Source organism: Aquiflexum gelatinilyticum (genome assembly GCF_024813435.1).
In the GTDB taxonomy this organism is placed as follows: Bacteria; Bacteroidota; Bacteroidia; order Cytophagales; family Cyclobacteriaceae; genus Cognataquiflexum; species Cognataquiflexum gelatinilyticum.
The window spans coordinates 79,036-97,174 of the sequence record NZ_JANAEZ010000010.1 but is presented as its reverse complement, the minus strand read 5'-3'; the positions used below and the strand labels follow the sequence as shown (position 1 = coordinate 97,174).

Sequence of the window (18,139 nt, the reverse complement as noted above, 5' to 3'; positions counted from 1 at the left end):
TCATGCTGGATCGATCCAAAGCACCTGATTTTAAAATACCAACATCAATAGAATTTCCTACACCAATACAAAGGACTCTTCCAAACGGAGTCCATTTGTATTTTATACCTACCCCTGAAAATGATGCGGTCAAATTAGAGATTAGTTCCTCTATCAATGAATCCACAAACAATAAGTTGTTGGCACCTTACTTCGCCTTGGAGATGGTCACAGAAGGAATCAATTCAAAAGATGCTGCAGAGTTGGATGATTTTTTTGATACCTACGCATCCGAGGTGGAGACAGAATCAGGATTTGAAAACCATGGGCTTTCCTTATTGACCACCAAAAAACATTTCAGTACCGTATTGCCGGTCTTTCGGGAATTACTGACTGAAGCTACATTTCCTGAAAAGGAACTGGCTAAAAGGAAAAAACAGAAAGCACTGAGTATCCATATCAACCGAGACAAAAACAGCCACAGGGCATCACAATTATTCAGAAAAACACTTTTTGGACAAAACCATCCTTTTGGTAAGATTACAGAAGAAAATGATGTAGATGTGATTGACCGGGAGGATTTGGTGGATTTCTATCAAAAAGACCTTTGGACCAATTCTGAGATTTTTCTGACAGGAAATCTTGATGTTTCCCAACTGGAAGATATTATCAAAGAAATCGGGAATATCCCGGTATCTTTTTTTGACAATCCCGTATCCGGATTTCAAAATCAAATCCACCCTAGAGTCATAGAATCAAAAGCAAAATCCGTCCAAAGCAGTATCAGGATTGGTTGTCATTTGATTCCAAAAAACCATCCCGATTATTTTAAACTGAATCTGATGAATACCATTTTGGGAGGATACTTCGGAAGCAGGTTGATTAAAAACATCAGGGAGGACAAGGGCCACACCTACGGTATATACAGCAGCATTGGTGGACTGAAAAATTCTGATTATTGGGTAGTGATGGCAGATGTGATCAAAGAACACGATGAAGCTGTCATCGAGGAAGTATATAAAGAAATAGACAAACTCAAATACGAGCCAATATCCCTACAAGAACTTGAAGTGGTCAGAAATTATTTGGTGGGCAAGTTATTGTCCCAATTCAGTTCCGGATTTGAACTCATTGGAAGGTATAAATCTATTCATCAGGCAGGATTGGATTTTGGGTTCTACAAGCAACATCTTAACTATATCCTGACCGCCAAACCTGGGGACATTATGGAAGTGGCCCAGAAATATCTGGAAAGAGAAAAAATGGTGGAGATTATCGTGGGTTAATTTTCTTAAAAAGTAGGTATAACCCTGAGATATCCATTTTCATGCTTGCCCAAGAATCATAAAGAGACATTTTCAATCCTTTCGCACCAAGTGCTTTTGCAAGGGAAACAAAACCCCTTGCAGACTCAAAATTCGCAGACCATAGTGCGTGTTTTGCTTCAAAGAGTACTCTTTTGATCAATGCTTTGTCCTCTTTTGGTCTTCTGTTCATTGTCTTTATCTTTTGACAGACCTTCAGTGTTGATGGCAGCATTTTCGATTTTTTTGGCTGATACTGCCCCGCGGCAAAGGATTTGGAATGGATTCTTTTTTTGACTCCGATATGGTTTGAAAAAACAAATTGGTAATTCCTCGCCAACCTGACCATAATGTCAAAATCCTCATAAGCCAGGCTTTCATCATATCCTCCTACTTTTGTAAATATGGAAGCATCAAAAACCAATGAAACAGAAGAAATAATATTTCTTTGCACAAGACTGCTATAAACATCTCCGATCTTCACTTTTTGGTTGAGATGTCCATCGGGGGTTCTTTTGTAAAATGTTTTTTCCTTTCCATTGGAATAAACCATCAACACATCCGAAAAACAAACAGCAGCACCGATAGACTGTTGGAGTTTTGAAACTGAGCTAGAAATATGTCCAGGCAACAGCACATCATCTCCTGATAAGTCTATGAGGAATTTTCCCTTACTTTTCAAAAAAACCTGATTGAAAGATTTGCAATAAGGCATCGTCTCCTGTCTGAAAAAAGTGGAAGCATTAAAATCAGGGCTGTTTTTTTCTAACCATCCAGTGATGCGCTGCTTGGTATTGTCCGTACTTCCATTGTCAATAATAAAAACTTCCAGGTTAGGATATCCCTGATTTTTAATGCTTTCCAAAGTTTGTTCGATGAATGGACTTTGGTTGAAAGCAGTAAGGATAATTGTGACTAAAGGTGTTGGTTCCATGGCTATTTTGTATTTGCAATGGTTACGATACTTTGTTTACTCAGAATCTTGCAATTAATGCTAAAAAAAACTTTTTCCCCTTTGAGATACATTGGTCAAATGGTAAAAGTTTCGGATTTGCTTCTGAATTTTTTCTGAAAAACCTCAAATTCAGCCCTTTCTCTGATATAATCTCCTTCCGAGTACTGTCTATCAGAAATCCCCAACAGTACAGAATCTTTGTCAAAGGTAAATTCTGTCCAAACCATCGGAGGTATTAGTAAGGCTTTGGAAGGGGAATCCAATTCAAACAAAAACTTTTCCCCCGAAAGCACTTCAAGTAAGGCAGACACCTTCCCCGACAAACAGACAAGAACCTGTGATTCTTCCCGATGTGCATGTATGCCCCTTTTGGCTCCCGGAGCAATCTTATTCAGCCAAAACAGTCTCTTGATAGGAAAAGGGATTTTTGTCGGCTCTTCTACAAAGTGAAGCTGACCGCTTTCATTCCCATTTGGCTCCAGGAATATCAGTTCCGGTTTTGATAATAACCTCATACACATTGCTAAATTATCACTTATACTTGAATAGTTTTTTATTTGTAGCTTAATTTGTCGAAAAGCTTTGGTCTCCCTCCATGTCGTTTCATAAAAGAACTGATATCCTTTCCCCAACATTTGTTTGAAATCAACTTGAAAAACAAAGCCTCCTACCTCACGCTTTCCACGGTTTCAGAAGGTCTTTTCAAAGAAAAAGGCAGCAAGTTTTTGGCGTTTGCCTATTCGGTCAAAAGTGAACAGGAGATAAAGGAAATCCTGGATGGTTTACGCAAAAAATATTTTGATGCAAGGCACCACTGCTATGCCTATATGCTTGGCAAGAACAAAGATGTATTCCGTGCCAATGATGACGGAGAACCCAACCACTCTGCGGGTGATCCGATCTTAGGTCAAATCAGATCCCACTCTTTGACCAATGTTTTGATTGTCGTGATCAGGTATTTTGGGGGTACAAAACTTGGTGTAGGGGGATTGATCAATGCCTACAAAACCGCAGCGGCTGAAGCAATTGCCAACAACCAAATCATAGAAACAGAAGATAGTCAAGAACTGAACCTACACTTCAACTATCCGGAAATGAATCAGGTGATGAAATTGGTCAAAGACCATGAACTTGAAATTTCAGGTCAAAAATTCGACAATTCCTGCGAAATAAAATTATTGGTCCCCGACGGAATCTTGGAGATAGTTCTTGCAAAAGCTTTGGAATTGGAAGGGGTGAAAATCATTGAGAGTTAAAAAAAGTCTCCAAATATCCCTGATAATGCAGCTTTTTATAAATTTCCCGACAGGCCCATGCATCCGTGGCAGCATAGAGCAATTGCTTTTCCGTCAAAGTTTGGGCTTCCCAATTGGATACCTGCTCAGATTTTGAAATCCTGACATTCAATACCATGGCTGCGAGGTTTCTTACCCCGACATTTTGAAATCCAACTTTTTTGAGCTCTTCATTGAGGTCAAAGAAATTTTCAGGAATAAAACCAGCTCTCAGTTTTTTTAATGCCTTAAGGTCATCATGGACAGCAGCACCTACTTTGACGATATGCTTTGTTTCCAACAGTTCCTTCAGTTCACCTGGCATCCCAATTTGATTTAATCGGACCAAAAAGGCAATATCATCTGTAGCTAACTGTAGCAAGGCCACCTGATATTGAGTTCCTTTGGTAAAGGAAGGTCTGGTTTCGGTATCAAATCCAATGAGTTCGTGTCTGCTGATTTCATCGATTATCTCTTTGACTTGTTCTTTTTTGTCCACCAATACAATATCCCCCTCAAATTGTCCGAGAGGCAAGTCATTGATTTCCAATTTCGAAATTTTCATTGGTATCATACCGCAAACTCCTTTCTTATCTCCTTCATTTCTTCTTCACTGTAATAATTTATACCCAATTTGAAGTATCCGAATAATACTGTCATAATCGGGCTGATGATATTGAAAAAACAATACGGAGCATAAGCCAATGTCGCAACACCAAGCACTGAAGCCTGTGTAGCACCGCATGTATTCCAAGGGATTAACACAGAGGTAACAGTGGCACTGTCCTCTAAAGTTCTACTAAGATTCTCGGGTTTTAAGCCCCGCTTTCTGTAAACATTGGCATACATCCTTCCCGGAACCAAAATCGCAAGGTATTGGTCTGAAGTGGTTACATTGAAAAACACGCATGTCGCTGCTGTGGAAGCGATCAGCGAACCGATGGAATGAACTTTCCTGATCACTGCCTCTGCCAATACTTTGAGCATGCCGCTTTCTTCCATAATCCCCCCAAAAGCCATCGCACAAATGATCAGCCAAATGGTGTTGAGCATTCCTGACATTCCTCTAGTGACCAACAACTCATTGACGATCTCATTGGAAGTGACTATGCTGATACTTCCATACAAAGCCATCATCACCGATTTGAATGATTGGTAAGCATACCCAAAACCGGTATCTCCCGCAATCAGATGTATCGCCTGAGGCTGGAAAATAATCGCGAAAACTCCGCCGAGCACTGCACCGACCAGCAGGGCAGGAACAGCAGAAACTTTCTTTACGATCATGGCAATCACTACAACAGGAACGATGAAAAGCCATCCTGAAATATTAAACTGCTCTAAAATAACGGCAGAAATATCTTTCACCTGATCAACAGAACCTTGCGCTCCCGAAAAAACACCTATCACTCCAAAAATAATCAAGGTAATGGTCATGGAAGGCACTGTGGTCTTGGTCATATGCCGGATATGGGTAAACAAGTCCGTCCCGGCCATTGCCGGGGCAAGGTTAGTCGTATCAGAAAGCGGTGACATCTTATCTCCAAAATAGGCCCCTGAAATAATTGCCCCACCAATAATCCCTTCCTCAAAACCCAATGCTTTACCTATTCCCAATAAAGCTACCCCCACCGTAGCCACAGTAGTCCAGCTACTTCCTGTCGCAATGGATACTATAGCGCAAACCATGCAGGCGGCAATAAGAAATATGGTAGGATTGAGAATCTGAAGTCCATAATATATCATAGCAGGCACAATTCCGCTCAACATCCATGTACCGGCCAATGCCCCGATCAACAATAAGATCAGGATACTTGACATCGCGGAGGAAATGCTTTTTACAATCCCATCCTGCAAAATTTCCCATTTGAATTTTAGCCTGTAGACTGCCATCAACGCCGCAACGGCAGCAGAAAATATGAGTACCATCTGATTGGATCCCGACAATGCGTCCGTTCCAAAAATCCAGATATTGATTACCAACAAAACAATTAAGAAAGCGATAGGAAACAGTGCTTCAAGGATGGTGGGCTCTTTGTGTTTTGTTATCATTAATGTTTATTGAAATTTTAAAAAACTGAAATTAAGAATTTTTTGGAAAATTACACTTCCGCTAGGAGGTTTACCAATTCTTCAGCGGCCTGCCATCCAATTGCAACCCCCATTCCACCTAACCTGACTGCTATTCCCACATTTGGTCTTACTATTTCTACTATCGGCTTTTTATTTTTCCCAAAAGCCATAATCCCTGTCCATTCAAAATCTATTTCCGTATCGTTTTCCGGCAGGATAATGTTGTTAAGAATATGGATCAAATATTCCCTGATTTTGGGATTTGATTCCATTAAAACAGTTCTTTCTCCCTCAAAATCAATGTTCCTACCGCCACCGAGAAGAATCCTGTCTTCCACTTTCCTGAAATAAACATACCCTTTGTCATAGTGAAATGTTCCTGAAAGTGGGATAGGTTTGGAAATCGGTTTGGTGACCATCACCAAACCCCTACCGGGTTGGATATCCAATCCGGGTAATAGGAGATTGGTAAATGCATTGGTGCAAACCGCTATTTTTGCTGCATGGAAGCAGATATCTTCCTTATCTGTTGGGTTTTGGACGAAAACCATTTTGCCATCCAAGTCGATTCTAGAAACCTTTGAACCTGTCAAAATTTTGATATCCACCTCAAGACATTTTTTCCAAAGTGAGTTCAAAAATTTGCCTGAATCCAATTCACCCTCAAATTTATTTTTGATAACAGCCTTCACTTTGGCAGAAAAACCAAACGGCTTGACATCCTCTATCTGTTCAAAAACCGATTCATGGAAAATCGGCGCCAATAATTGGTTGATTGTATCAAGGGATTCCAAAGCATCGATTTCCTTGTCAGTCAGGAGTTCAAGTCCACAGGAAGGAAGGTAACCGAGGTTTTCATCGCCAAAAAATTCTCTGATTGAAAGCAGTCCACGATATCTTTTGCTTACCAATTGTAGGACTTCGGGTTCAGACATGTGATTGAGGTCATCCAAGATTTCTGTCAAACTCCCAAAGCAGGCAAATCCTGCATTTTTGGAACTTGCACCGCTGGGAAAAATCCCTCTTTCCAAAATCAGGACTTTTGCATGCGGAAATCTGATTTTGTATTGAATGGAGGTAGACAATCCCACTATTCCTCCACCGATGACGATCAGATCATGGTCCACAAAATGTTTCTTTTCCCAATAGCTCAACATTATTATAAAATCGGATAAAATATTTAAGGCTATTTATTAATTTAATGCTCAGAATCCAAAAAATTCCACTAAATCCCCATCCAAATAACCATGAGAAAAATTGATGAACTTTTATTGGAATATGGTCAAAGCCATCAAAATGAGACCAATAAAGCCATACATTGGATCTGTGTCCCTGCTATATTTTTCAGTATTGTGGGTTTGATTTATAGCATTCCTTCCGGTTCAGTTGAATCATTGTTGCCATTTTTGGGAGATTTTGCAAATTGGGCCACCCTAGCTTTGATTGTCGTTTTGTTTTATTATGTCTCCTTGTCTCCTCCTTTAGCTTTGGGAATGTTTTTCTTCTCTGCATTGTGCCTCGCTGTCGCTAATTTAATCAATTTGGTTTCTCCTGTTCCCCTTTGGGCAGTCAGCATCGCCATCTTTATTTTGGCTTGGATATTCCAGTTTTATGGACATAAAATCGAAGGAAAAAAACCTTCTTTCTTCAAAGATGTTCAGTTTTTGATGATCGGGCCCGCTTGGCTGATGCATTTCATTTACAAAAAACTTGGGCTCGCCTATTGATGGGTGAAGCACTCATTCTCAGGATGGTGAAATAGTCATTCCAAACCAAATCCCTGCTTTTTATCATTTTCTTTCGGCCTTATAAATTTCTTTCGGGAATTTTCTAAGGTTTTAAGTTGTATTTTGTGAAACAGTAAAATCCATCAAAGCTTAAAAACATGCTTCATTTTATTTTTGCAGCAGTTGAACTTCCCATGCTATCTGACATTGTATGGATTTTTGGCTTGGCCACTTTGGTGATTTTTCTCTTCATGAGATTAAAAATCCCCACCATCATCGGCTTCTTATTTACAGGGGCATTGGCAGGTCCGTACGGCTTATCTTTGGTCACTGCTTCCACTACGGTTGAGGCGCTATCAGAGATTGGGGTAATCCTTCTATTGTTTGTGATCGGTATGGAATTCTCTTTAAAAAGTCTTTTATCAATCAAGAAGGCTGTTTTTATCGGGGGATCACTTCAGGTATTTACCACAATTTTAGCCACAACTTTTATTGCTCATTTTTTGGGCTTTGATTGGAACGTGTCTGTATTTCTTGGTTTCCTGTTTTCGCTCAGTTCCACTGCGATCGTTCTCAAGCTACTACAGGAAGGCGGTCAGGTCAATACCATTTCAGGAAGAACAACCTTGGCAATTTTGATTTTCCAGGATGTGGTGATCGTTCCATTGATGCTGTTTATACCCATGTTGGCAGGGGAAACAGAAAATATTGCCCTTTCACTGCTTCTGATGGCAGGCAAAGGCATTGCAGTGATAATCCTGACTTTCTTAAGCGCCAAATACCTTATCCCTTCGCTCCTGTTCCGTATCGCAAAAACAAGAAATGAAGAACTCTTCCTTCTTAGCATCATTGTCATCTGCTTTGCTGTGGCTTATCTAACTTCACTGTTGGGACTGTCTTTGGGATTGGGGGCATTTTTGGCCGGATTGATCATCAGTGAATCCGATTACAGCCACCATGCTACCGGCAAAATCCTCCCATTTAGAGAAGTGTTTTTGAGTTTTTTCTTTGTGTCAGTGGGAATGCTTTTTGACATTGGATTCCTGTTTTCCAATATCCTGCTGATTCTGGGCTTGACCATATTGACTTTTTTGGTCAAATTCATAATTGTTGCATTTTCGGTCAGAACCATAGGTCAAGGTTTCAAGGAAGCATTTATTGTAGGTTTTTCAATATTTCAGATCGGTGAATTTTCTTTGTTGCTAGCCAAAGAAGGGATGAAATATGAACTGATGGACCCAACAACTTATCAGTTCTTTCTTGCTATTTCAATTTTGACCATGGCGATCACGCCATTTTTTTTGAACAAAAGAGAGTCGCTTTCGCTGAGTATTCTCAACAAATCTTTGCCTAGCAAACTCAATGAAAAATTTGGCAATGAGGATATCCCAAAAAACATCACCCTTGAAACAGATCTTAAGGACCACTTGGTCATCATTGGTTTTGGGCTCAACGGGCACAATCTCGCCAAGGCTGCAAGATCCGCCAAGATCCCTTATGTGATCGTAGAAATGAATCCCGTAACAGTCCGAAAAGAAGCTGCCAACGGTGAGCCCATTATTTTTGGAGATGCCTCAAACGAATCGGTCCTTGAGCATGTCAAAATTCACAAAGCACGGGTGGCTGTCATTGCCATATCCAATGCCGCTGCAACCAAAAGGATCATTTCAAATATCAGGTATATGACCACCAACCCTTACATCATCGTGAGAACAAGGTATGTCAATGAAATGGAGGAAAACCACAAACTCGGAGCAGATGAAGTGATTCCAGAAGAATTTGAAACCTCAATAGAAATATTCACCAGAGTATTGGGAAAATACTTGGTTTCCCGACATGAAATCGAACATTTTACAGAGGAAGTCAGGTCTTTCAATTATGAGATGTTCAGAAAACCGGCAGACCAAAAAGCAAGCAGACTTAAGGTCGACCTTCCCCCGATCAATATGGTGGGATTTAAGGTTGAAAAAGATTCCGGCAGATTTATTAACAAACCCCTCAAAGAAGTAAAATTAAGGGAGGAGATAGGTGTCAATATCGTGGCTATCAAAAGAGGCGAAAAAACCTATTCCGAAATCTCAGGAGATATGAAAATCAAACTTGGGGACCTCGTTTATGTGGTGGGTAAATCCGAATCATTGCTTGCCTTTGAAAAAGAGGTGGAAATAGATTGAAAATGCTTATTCTAAGAACTTTACATTTTTCAGTCTTTCCAGTGCCATTTGGTTTTTGTAGCTGTAAATATTGTCAATGATGGATTTTTTCTCCCTCGCCGTAAGTCTCCAATTCAGTGAGGCCCTGAGAATCTCCTGCTGATTTGGATTAAAAACCCCTTCCTGATCCGCCAATCCCATTTCCTTCAGGTATTGCAAGGTGGAATATTCAAATTCAATCCTTTCGATAGGGAAAGGTGCGGTCTCTTTCATACGGTTATACAATACCTCATTGTTTAACGTCTGAACATTGTCCCAATTGATGTATATGTTTTTAATTGGAGTAAAAAGTTTTTCCAAAAGTTTGGGAGGTTGTTTTTGTTGGATTTCAGAGAATTTCTCAGAGTCCCTGATGGAAACCAAAACGACCCCTGAAGTATTTTCTTTGATCCAATCCTGAAAAACATACATAAACCGAAGCGCATCCTGCACGCCAAAGTTGTCAGATAATCCCGAATCCATGGTTTCCATCCCTGGTGTGGATGGTAATTGGATATTGGGGGTAATAAAGGGAAAAGTCGCCCCCATCCTCAAGGCGCTGATAAACCTCAGCTGATTGGCTCCATGATGGGCAAAAAACCTTTGAAAATCTATACCCTGACTTTTCTCTTCATTCCCTTCCGATCTTTCCAATGAAATCCCCATATAAGACATTGGATAGGGTGAAATGTACAATTTCCTTCCATCATTCGTAATCAGAGGTGTCACAGGAAGCATGGGGATCAAACTTTCAAATTCAGGAATTTTATAGTCACCGATGTTCTTTTCCAAAATACCCTTGGTATTGATATTGAATTGGTTTTCAAATGCATACCCCCGGTCTTTGAGGTACTTGCGGTTGTTGTATTCGAAGGATTGGTTTCTGATCAGTAAGTCATTGACCAATAAGGTAAATATGATCGGATTGAGGTTGTCCGCAGAGATCTGATCGAGGTATTTTGCATCAAAAAGGTCGAGCTTTTCTTCTTCTTTTCGCAGGTAAAGTTCTCTAAAAAAAGCAGCACCAACCACCCCACCTGATGCTCCTGTGACCATTTGGGTATGTTTGAAAAATTGATTTGAACTCACCTTCTCTGCTTCCTGCAAGACCCTTACCGTCCACAATGCTGCCCTTTGGCCTCCTCCGCTTGTGGCGACAAAAACCATTTTGGGTTTTGAATTTGGAGGAAATTTGCTTTTCCAGTTTTCAAGAATCTGCAGTGCATACCTTTTATCTTTTTCTACACTATCCGGATGCAACATTTCCTTAAGGTGGTCGAGGTCATATATGGCAGGCTCGGAATCATAATTCATTCCAAAAGCAGCATGGGGTCTGTTGAAGATTTCTGTACCGGATAAGAAATTGAAAAAAATTATGACCGCGATGACAATTGGCGTGGACCAGTCTCGCAGCCAAAAGGCCAAGGCGCCTACCACCATCGTCAGAATCGAAAAAAGCAAAATACTGCTTGCCGCTGCAGGGATCTGAAGAAATGGATTTTCCCTAAACAAACCCAAAATCAAAATCAGACCGATCAATGCAATCTGAATCAGAACCATATTGAGGTGGTTTTGGTCAAAAACACGGAGCAATTGATGTGTTTCAAACCTGGATAAGTCCTGCCTGACCTGTCTAAACCTCAAGCTTATGTCCAAATAGTCTACAACCTTGTCTTTGGCTTTTTGACTTTCCTTGATCCTTCTGAGCATATTGGCCCTCGGGATTTTGGTTTTGCGAAGTCTCTTTTCCACACTATCTGCAAAGAGTTTGAAAAAGTCCTTATTGGTAAGTGCAAAATAAACGAAAATCAAGGTGTAGGTAGTCAATGTTCCGGCAGAGAAACCAAGGAAATAGACCAAGATGATGGTATTATCCTCGTGCTCGTTATCAAATTGAAATGAAATAAATGCGACAAGGTATAGGATATAAAAAGCGAAAGGAATGATGGAGTTGTTGACACAATAATGAATAAAAGGTCTTGGGACAACCGCCAAAAATTTAAATTTGGAGCCATCAAGGATGTATGTCGTCATATGGAATGACATTGTGAAGATTGCAAGCGTCACCCCTACCAGAAAAAAGCCCTGCCATGAAACCTGATTCAGGTACTCAGGATCTAGAAAAAGAAATGGAATCCCAAGCACTGTCCCAAACTTCTGCAAAATGATCAGCGCCAACATAACCCACAGTGCCACCAGAAAAAGATTCTTTTTCAGATGCAAAATCAACAGCTGGATCGGAAAACTATAGATGATTTTGTCCCACATTGGTGAATTGTTCTGTCAAAATATAAGGGAATTTTAATTGAATTCTAAATCGACATTTTTCATTGTGGCTTTTGCCAATATGACTTACCTTCGCTTCCTGAATTTGAAAAATTGAATTATGAGAACCTGGTTTTTGTGTAAATTAAAATATGCCAAAGAAACTGAGCAAGGTCTGCTCAAGAATGTTTCCGAGCAATATCTGGTAGATGCCGTGTCATTTACGGAAGCTGAGGCGAGGATTTATGACATGCTTGGATCTGTCATCCGGGGAGACTTTCAGGTGACCAATATCAGCAAAAGCAATCTTGTAGATGTGTTTTTCTATGAGGATATTGACATTTGGCACAAATGCAAAATCACCTATATCGTAGCTGATGGCGACAGCGGGAAGGAAAAGAAAGTGACACAGTTCATGATTGTTACTGCGCATGATGTGAAGGAAGCTTACGAAAGGATCTTTGAAAGCCTGAACAACATGCTCGTTTCTTTCCGGGTGACCGAAGTGACTGAAAGTCCGATCATAGAAGTGTTCCCTTATGAAAAAGACGAGGAACTGAATCCACCGATTCCCGAAAATCTAAAACCCCTTCGGGAGGTTCAGGCAGAACTGAGAGAATATGAAGAAAAGGACGAATAGTCCTTTTTTTTATGCCCTCAGCTGATTTGCTATCACAAAACTGATCAAATCCTCAACGGGTATTCCTGCCCTTTCTGAAGCATCGGCAATATCTTCCCTGCTCACTTGGGCAGCGAAGGTTTTGTCTTTCAGCCTTTTTTTGACGCCGCTGACCTCCATTCCCTCATAGCCCTGTGGCCGCATCAGAGAGTAGGCATGGACAAAACCTGACAATTCATCAAAGGCATAGAGCATCTTTTCCATTTCGGTCACCGGCTCTACCCCAAAAAACCTTGGACCGTGGCAGGCGATGGCCCGGATGATGCGTGGATCTATATTCCTTGATTCCAATTCTTCTATGATTTTGCGGCAATGCTGATCAGGCCATTGGTCCCAATCGGCATCATGAAGCAATCCGGCCAAATGCCACATGTGCTGCATGGATTCGTCATAACCTTTTGAGGCAGCATAGGCTTTCATCAAGTGTCCGACCTGCTTCATGTGAAAAAGCAATTTCTCGTTTTTGACCCAAAGAATCAACAATTCCATCGCTTCTTCCAAAGTCATTATTTGTCCAAGGTTCGAGTCAGAACCAAATTCTTGCCGGTTTAATAAATATATAGATTCCATGATGGGTCGATTTATGATTTAAAAACAATTTTTTTGCTTTTTACATTAGTATTTATGTAATTTGTAATACGATTTTGAACTTTCAAAATTATCCCCCACCTATCTACCCGTTTGCCTCATGAAAGATTTTTTTAAGCATTCAGATTACTTTTATTATATCTGTCTGGACAGGGATGCTAATATATTGGATAGCAATGAACATCTTCAAAAAGAAACAAGGTTTTTGAATCATGCCTTAGAAGGTTCCTCCTTTTCAGAATTGGTCTACTACAAGGACTTTTCAAATTATCAGTCCCTCTTGGAAAAATCACTGATGGAAGGAGAAAGGAAGTTCACGCTTGACATAAGGAAGATTAAATCGGATGGGCTGGATTTTTATTGGACCAAATGGGAGTTTACCATCATCTCAGGCAACAGTGAAAACATTGAGATTTTGGGAGTTGGTCACATCATAGAAAATGTAAACGAAAAATCTGTCCAATTCCCTGACAGCATCAATGACCTGCATGCTAAAAATTCATTGATGGAAGGATTGCTTGAAGAAAACCTGATCGGGTTTTGGATTTGGGACATTGCACAACAATCTGACCAGCTGAGTCTTTCTTTGAATGAGGTTTTTGGATACAGTGCTATCCAAAAAACCAAAGGCCAAAAGAATGTGAAATGGAAAAAACATATCCACCCTTCAGATAAGTCCAAAGTAGAGACACATCTGAAGGAGCATTTTGCGAGCAATGGTAAGCTTCCGTTCCATTGTGAGTTTAGGATCAAGAATCTCCATAAAAAAGACATTTGGGTCTTGGGATATGGCAAAGTCCTGCAGTGGAGCCCCGAAGGAGATCCATTGGTCATGGCGGGATGCTTCTTTGATATTTCTGAAAGGAAAAAAACAGAATCACTTTTCCGGCAACAAACCCAATACCTGACGACGGTGACTTTTAACCAAACACACCTGATGCGCGCCAAACTGGCCAATATCATTGGGATTTTGGAAATTATCGATCCCAAAAAACCCTCAATGGAAACATTGCATTTTCTCAAAATGATCAAAACCGAAGCCAGAAAGCTGGACGAGGAACTGAGGAAAAGCATCTCCGCCTCGAGCAGCCTGCAGAATACCCCACCCCAATCCGAAAACCAGGCATTGATGATTTAAGGGTTTTTTATGGATTTGTGGGTTGAAAAGTCTCCTTCACCTCCCCACAAGTCAGCATCGCTTCCCCGAAATATGGGTTTTTGATTTCCTTTTCCCCACTCAGCCAAAAGGCCCCTTTGTCTTTGAAGGCCATCGGACAGTATTGCTTGTAAACGGTATTTTCCTCCACACCAAAATAAGCCACTGCCGAAATCAGGTTGTCCGAGAGTGTTTCGAAATGGGAACGCTGCACTTCCACGTCTTTGGTGCTTTGGATTTTGTCCAGACTTCCTTGGATCGGTTTCAATAATCCCATCCAAATATCGTGTGATTTTTCATCCAAAAGCCCCATTTCTACCTTGGTCAAAGAAGCCTTGGATTTGGATACCGCCGATTGGGCGGAAGCAACATCGGAAGCAGTAAGGGCATTTTTGATGGTAAAATAGCTTTTTACAAATGCGGTAAGTTGTTTACGGAATTGCTCAGGGACGGCCTGATTCTGTGAAACAGCTTTGGCCTCAGGCCTCAGCATCATGCTGTATTTTCCTGATAGCTGAGCTGCGGCATCGATCGCAAAAACCCCGTTGCTGACAACCTCATCTCCATCGCTGATGCCGGAGGTCACCATATAATCGTCACCCGAGCGCGCACCCAAAGTCACTTCGCGCATTTCAAAAGCCGGGGACTCGCTGTTGCCCACCTGCACATACACCACAGACCGCGGCCCTGTCCATAGGATGGCGGACTTAGGAACCATCAAGCCTGACTTGGCTGTAGCGGACGTTTTGATCGTGGCACTGACAAACATCTCGGGCTTCAGCTGCATGCCTGTATTGACAGCTTCCGCACGGATTCCGACTGTCCTTGTTTCGGGATTCAAAGTCGGATCAATAAAAGTTACCTTTCCTGTGAATTCCTTTCCCGGATAAGCTGCTGCCTGAAAAGTGATGTTATCACCCTTTTTGATTCCGGCCAGGTCAGATTCATACGCATCCATGATTACCCAAACCTGACTCAAATCCATGAGTTCAAACAGGACAGAACCCCTGCTGACAAATTCCCCCAAAGAGACATTCCTTGCGCTCACAATTCCCGAAGCATCGGCATAGACGTCAAATTGCGTCTGAACGGCGCCACTTTTTTCAATCTCCGCAATCTGCCCTTCCGAGATTTTCCAAAGGCGCAGTTTTTCCTTGGCAGCTTGGTACAATGCCGGCTGACGGTCTTTGATCTTGGCCACTTCCAGCAGTTCTTTTTGGGCATTGACCAAATCAGGTGAGTAGATGGTCGCCAATTTTTGGCCTTTGGTCACTTCCTGACCGGTAAAATTGACAAAAAGCTTGTCTATCCTTCCTGCAAAATTGGAGGTAAGGCTTTTGATCCTTTGCTCATCGGGTTGGATTTTTCCTGAAAGTTGCAGCCTCGAGGCAGAAGCGCCTGAGGTGACTTTGGTCGTCATGACTTTGGAAAGCGCCATGGCTTCGGGAGTCATTTCCAACTGGTATTCGTTGTTAGAACCACTGAGTTGTGACAGCGGAACGAGGTCCATGCCGCAGATCGGGCATTTGCCGGGTTCGTTTTGGCGGATATGGGGATGCATGGGAGACACCCAGATTGTTTCCCCGTCGGAGGCAAGCGCTTCCTGATTTTCCGTTTCAGGCTCTCCTCCACCTCTGATAATCCATCCGAAAATCCCCCCAAAGAGGAGACAACCAAAGATGATGATGACGATATTTTTTCTTGTATTCATGGCGTTTATGATTCAATGTTCATTTTTATTTTTGCGCATTTCTTAAAGCGACATTTTATTCGTTTTCAAACAGGACAGAAGACGGAAGTCGGATGTCCGATGTCGGATGACCGAAGACCGATGACCGATGTTGTTAGCTTTTAACAACGGAACTTGTTTTGGTTTCACTTCCTTTTCCTGACATTTTTAACGATTTATTTGATTTTTATAATTGTTGTTTTGGCATTTGCTTGTTAAATGATAATTCAAAAGGGAACTAGCCCTATAGCTTGTTTGATGCTACTTCTGTCTTCGGTCTTCCGTCTTCGGTCTTTTACCTAATATCCAGAAAGCACCACAAGCCTTGCATAATTCAATTGCTGCTCGATCTGGGTATTGAGCAATTCCAACCTGAAGTTCAGGAGTTCTCTTTGAATACTCAGAATCTCCTCAAAGGAACTTCCATCGGTCGCATAAGAAGTCACGGAAAGCTCCATGGTCTGTTCGGTCAGTTCAATCTGTTCTTCCAGCAATTCAAGTTTTCTTTGCGAATCTTTGAGCTGGGCAATGGCACTTTCAAATTCTGTGACCAGGCTGTTTTGAAGATCTTCTTTTTGCTTGATGGCGGATTCTCTCCAATAAATCGCCTCCGTTTCCATCGACTTGTATTTTTTTCTGTAAATGGGAAGGGTCACCGTTCCCATAACCATAAACATGTTGTTACCCATTCCGGATGGCATATATTCCATTCCATCCATTCCTCCAATTATTCCTGATTCGGGTCTTGGGGAAAAAACCATGTAATTCAAACCCGCCCCCAACATCGGTCGTCCTTCCAGTTTGGCCATTTGGGCTTGTTTCCAATAAGCTTCACTTTCTTTTTCTAGCATCAGCACCATGGGATTGTTGGTCAGAATCCCCTCCAACATCAGTTCTTCCAATCCGGCAATATTGATCGGATCGAACTTCTCGGAAAGGTTGATTTTTTCAGTTTGTTCGACTCCCAAGAGTTGGTTGAATTTGGTAATCAAAGGTTTTTTGTTGACCTCCATCTGGATCAGTTCGCTTTGGAGGGCTTTGATCTGAACCTGAAGTCTGAGTACATCCGTCAATTTGCCGGAACTGCTGGTGGCGCCCATGGCATTCATTCCTGAGGATGGACTGGATGGGGTTGTACCTGCAGCAGGACTGCCTCCTCCCATTCCCATGCCATCGGAAGAACTTCCGGAAGATTGGATCTGAATAGGTTTCCTGACCACCGAACTTACCGATGACACTGCCTCGGAGGTATTTCCGCCTTGGTACTTGATGATGGCCAAACGCTCCAGACTTTTCAGGATTTCTAGATTGGATTGGGTAATGGCAATGGTATTTTCAAGTTGCTGCAACTGGAAATACGTCTCTTTCACCTGCAGCATCAACCTATTCCGCTCCTCTTTGAAAGCCTCGTATCTTGCTTCTGCCATCAGAGTGGCTTCATCTTTTTGGGTTTTGAGCATGCCAAACCATGGAAACATCTGCATGACAGAAGCTTCCGCCCTTTGGTTACCCATCAGCAATTCCATCGGTCTGAGAAAATACCCGACATTCAATTCCGGATCCGGCAATGAATTGGCCTGATTTACCTTCTCCAAGGAAGCTTCGTAACCTTTGAAGGAAGCCCTTATCCCAGGGTTGTTTTCAATTGCTATTTCTAGGTAGGTATCCAAGGACTGGGAATTTACTTTTCCACTGAGCATCAATGCAGCAAACATCAGATATTTATAGATATTGGATATTGATGGATATTGGCGGGAAAGACCGGCTTCAAACCATTCCTTAAAGGATTTTATGCTTTTGAATTTTTTCATTTCAATTCTTTTTTTGAATTGTAAATTGATTGAATGTAGTTATTCAGTTTAAGGGAAAGCTTATCAGAAATCAACTTAAAATTGGCAAACTCTTCCTTTGAGATGATTTCCCTTTCCTCCATAAGGCTTAACCAATGATTGATGGCTTCCAACATAGAACCACGGCTATTGTAAAGAAACTTGACCCTATCCAAATAATGAAATCGGCCATAAGACTCCGCAATATTTGCCCCTATCGAATCTATGGATTCAATAAACTGGTCGCCTATGATCTTTCTTGTCTGCCATGTCATTTTTGAATAAATGGCCCATCCCATTTTTGATAGTTCTCTGGCTAATTTATATACCTCCAAATCCTCAAGTTTTATATATTCTTTTTTCTCCTCCATATCAATTCTTCCTAATCA

At 41.4% G+C, this 18,139-nt stretch carries 16 protein-coding genes; 6 read left to right on the top strand and 10 right to left on the bottom strand.

Features of this window, described 5'->3' with window-relative positions:
- The first annotated feature begins 2 nt into the window (after positions 1-2).
- Complete coding sequence (locus NK987_RS18635; protein WP_275982570.1) at positions 3-1,265, top strand: M16 family metallopeptidase; 1,263 nt, start codon at positions 3-5, stop codon at positions 1,263-1,265.
- On the opposite strand, the gene NK987_RS18630 is transcribed toward NK987_RS18635, so the two are convergent.
- Positions 1,252-2,217, bottom strand: a complete 966-nt coding sequence (locus NK987_RS18630) for a glycosyltransferase (RefSeq protein ID WP_259265090.1) — start codon at positions 2,215-2,217, stop codon at positions 1,252-1,254. The genes NK987_RS18635 and NK987_RS18630 overlap by 14 nt on opposite strands.
- 95 nt (positions 2,218-2,312) lie before the next feature.
- A complete protein-coding gene (locus tag NK987_RS18625; RefSeq protein WP_259265089.1) occupies positions 2,313-2,753 on the bottom strand; it encodes a sugar 3,4-ketoisomerase in 441 nt (146 codons plus the stop codon).
- 135 nt (positions 2,754-2,888) lie between these two features.
- Here NK987_RS18625 and NK987_RS18620 point away from each other — a divergent pair, with 135 nt between their 5' ends.
- Positions 2,889-3,494 carry an IMPACT family protein gene (locus tag NK987_RS18620; protein WP_259265088.1) on the top strand — a complete coding sequence of 202 codons (606 nt, stop codon included), beginning with the start codon at positions 2,889-2,891 and terminating at the stop codon, positions 3,492-3,494.
- Here the strand turns inward: NK987_RS18620 and NK987_RS18615 are convergent.
- The 3 genes from NK987_RS18615 to NK987_RS18605 are packed head-to-tail and all read right to left on the bottom strand — an operon-like array spanning position 3,481 to position 6,742.
- The gene (locus NK987_RS18615; protein ID WP_258425109.1) at positions 3,481-4,086 is read right to left on the bottom strand and encodes a 3'-5' exonuclease; all 606 of its coding nucleotides are present in this window, start codon (positions 4,084-4,086) and stop codon (positions 3,481-3,483) included. The genes NK987_RS18620 and NK987_RS18615 overlap by 14 nt on opposite strands.
- Positions 4,083-5,564: a Na+/H+ antiporter NhaC gene (gene nhaC, locus NK987_RS18610; RefSeq protein WP_259265087.1), complete on the bottom strand. Its 1,482-nt coding sequence runs from the start codon at positions 5,562-5,564 to the stop codon at positions 4,083-4,085. Before nhaC ends, NK987_RS18615 begins: the two co-directional genes overlap by 4 nt.
- 50 nt (positions 5,565-5,614) lie before the next feature.
- The gene (locus NK987_RS18605; RefSeq protein WP_259265086.1) at positions 5,615-6,742 is read right to left on the bottom strand and encodes an NAD(P)/FAD-dependent oxidoreductase; all 1,128 of its coding nucleotides are present in this window, start codon (positions 6,740-6,742) and stop codon (positions 5,615-5,617) included.
- Between the two features lie 90 nt (positions 6,743-6,832).
- On the opposite strand from NK987_RS18605, the gene NK987_RS18600 reads away from it, so the two are divergent.
- A complete protein-coding gene (locus NK987_RS18600; protein WP_258425106.1) occupies positions 6,833-7,312 on the top strand; it encodes an Mpo1 family 2-hydroxy fatty acid dioxygenase in 480 nt (159 codons plus the stop codon).
- A 158-nt stretch (positions 7,313-7,470) separates the two neighbouring features.
- A complete protein-coding gene (locus tag NK987_RS18595) occupies positions 7,471-9,486 on the top strand; it encodes a cation:proton antiporter domain-containing protein (RefSeq protein WP_259265085.1) in 2,016 nt (671 codons plus the stop codon).
- A 6-nt stretch (positions 9,487-9,492) separates the two neighbouring features.
- On the opposite strand, the gene NK987_RS18590 is transcribed toward NK987_RS18595, so the two are convergent.
- Entirely contained in the window at positions 9,493-11,772 is a 2,280-nt protein-coding gene (locus tag NK987_RS18590) for a patatin-like phospholipase family protein (protein WP_259265084.1), read from the bottom strand.
- A 118-nt stretch (positions 11,773-11,890) separates the two neighbouring features.
- On the opposite strand from NK987_RS18590, the gene NK987_RS18585 reads away from it, so the two are divergent.
- Positions 11,891-12,409 carry a DUF4494 domain-containing protein gene (locus tag NK987_RS18585; protein ID WP_259265083.1) on the top strand — a complete coding sequence of 173 codons (519 nt, stop codon included), beginning with the start codon at positions 11,891-11,893 and terminating at the stop codon, positions 12,407-12,409.
- 9 nt (positions 12,410-12,418) lie between these two features.
- Here NK987_RS18585 and NK987_RS18580 read toward each other — a convergent pair whose 3' ends face one another.
- Positions 12,419-13,018, bottom strand: a complete 600-nt coding sequence (locus NK987_RS18580; protein WP_259265082.1) for a hydrolase — start codon at positions 13,016-13,018, stop codon at positions 12,419-12,421.
- Between the two features lie 118 nt (positions 13,019-13,136).
- On the opposite strand from NK987_RS18580, the gene NK987_RS18575 reads away from it, so the two are divergent.
- Positions 13,137-14,174, top strand: a complete 1,038-nt coding sequence (locus tag NK987_RS18575) for a PAS domain-containing protein (RefSeq protein WP_259265081.1) — start codon at positions 13,137-13,139, stop codon at positions 14,172-14,174.
- A gap of 7 nt (positions 14,175-14,181) precedes the next feature.
- Here the strand turns inward: NK987_RS18575 and NK987_RS18570 are convergent, their stop codons facing one another.
- From NK987_RS18570 to NK987_RS18560, 3 genes are all read right to left on the bottom strand, one after another.
- Positions 14,182-15,903 (bottom strand): efflux RND transporter periplasmic adaptor subunit, encoded by a 1,722-nt coding sequence (locus tag NK987_RS18570; protein WP_259265080.1) that lies wholly within the window; start codon positions 15,901-15,903, stop codon positions 14,182-14,184.
- Positions 15,904-16,220: 317 nt separating this feature from the next.
- On the bottom strand, positions 16,221-17,732 hold the full coding sequence (locus tag NK987_RS18565; RefSeq protein ID WP_259265079.1) for a TolC family protein: 1,512 nt from the start codon (positions 17,730-17,732) through the stop codon (positions 16,221-16,223).
- Positions 17,729-18,121 (bottom strand): four helix bundle protein, encoded by a 393-nt coding sequence (locus NK987_RS18560; RefSeq protein ID WP_258425099.1) that lies wholly within the window; start codon positions 18,119-18,121, stop codon positions 17,729-17,731. Before NK987_RS18560 ends, NK987_RS18565 begins: the two co-directional genes overlap by 4 nt.
- Positions 18,122-18,139: the final 18 nt, after the last annotated feature.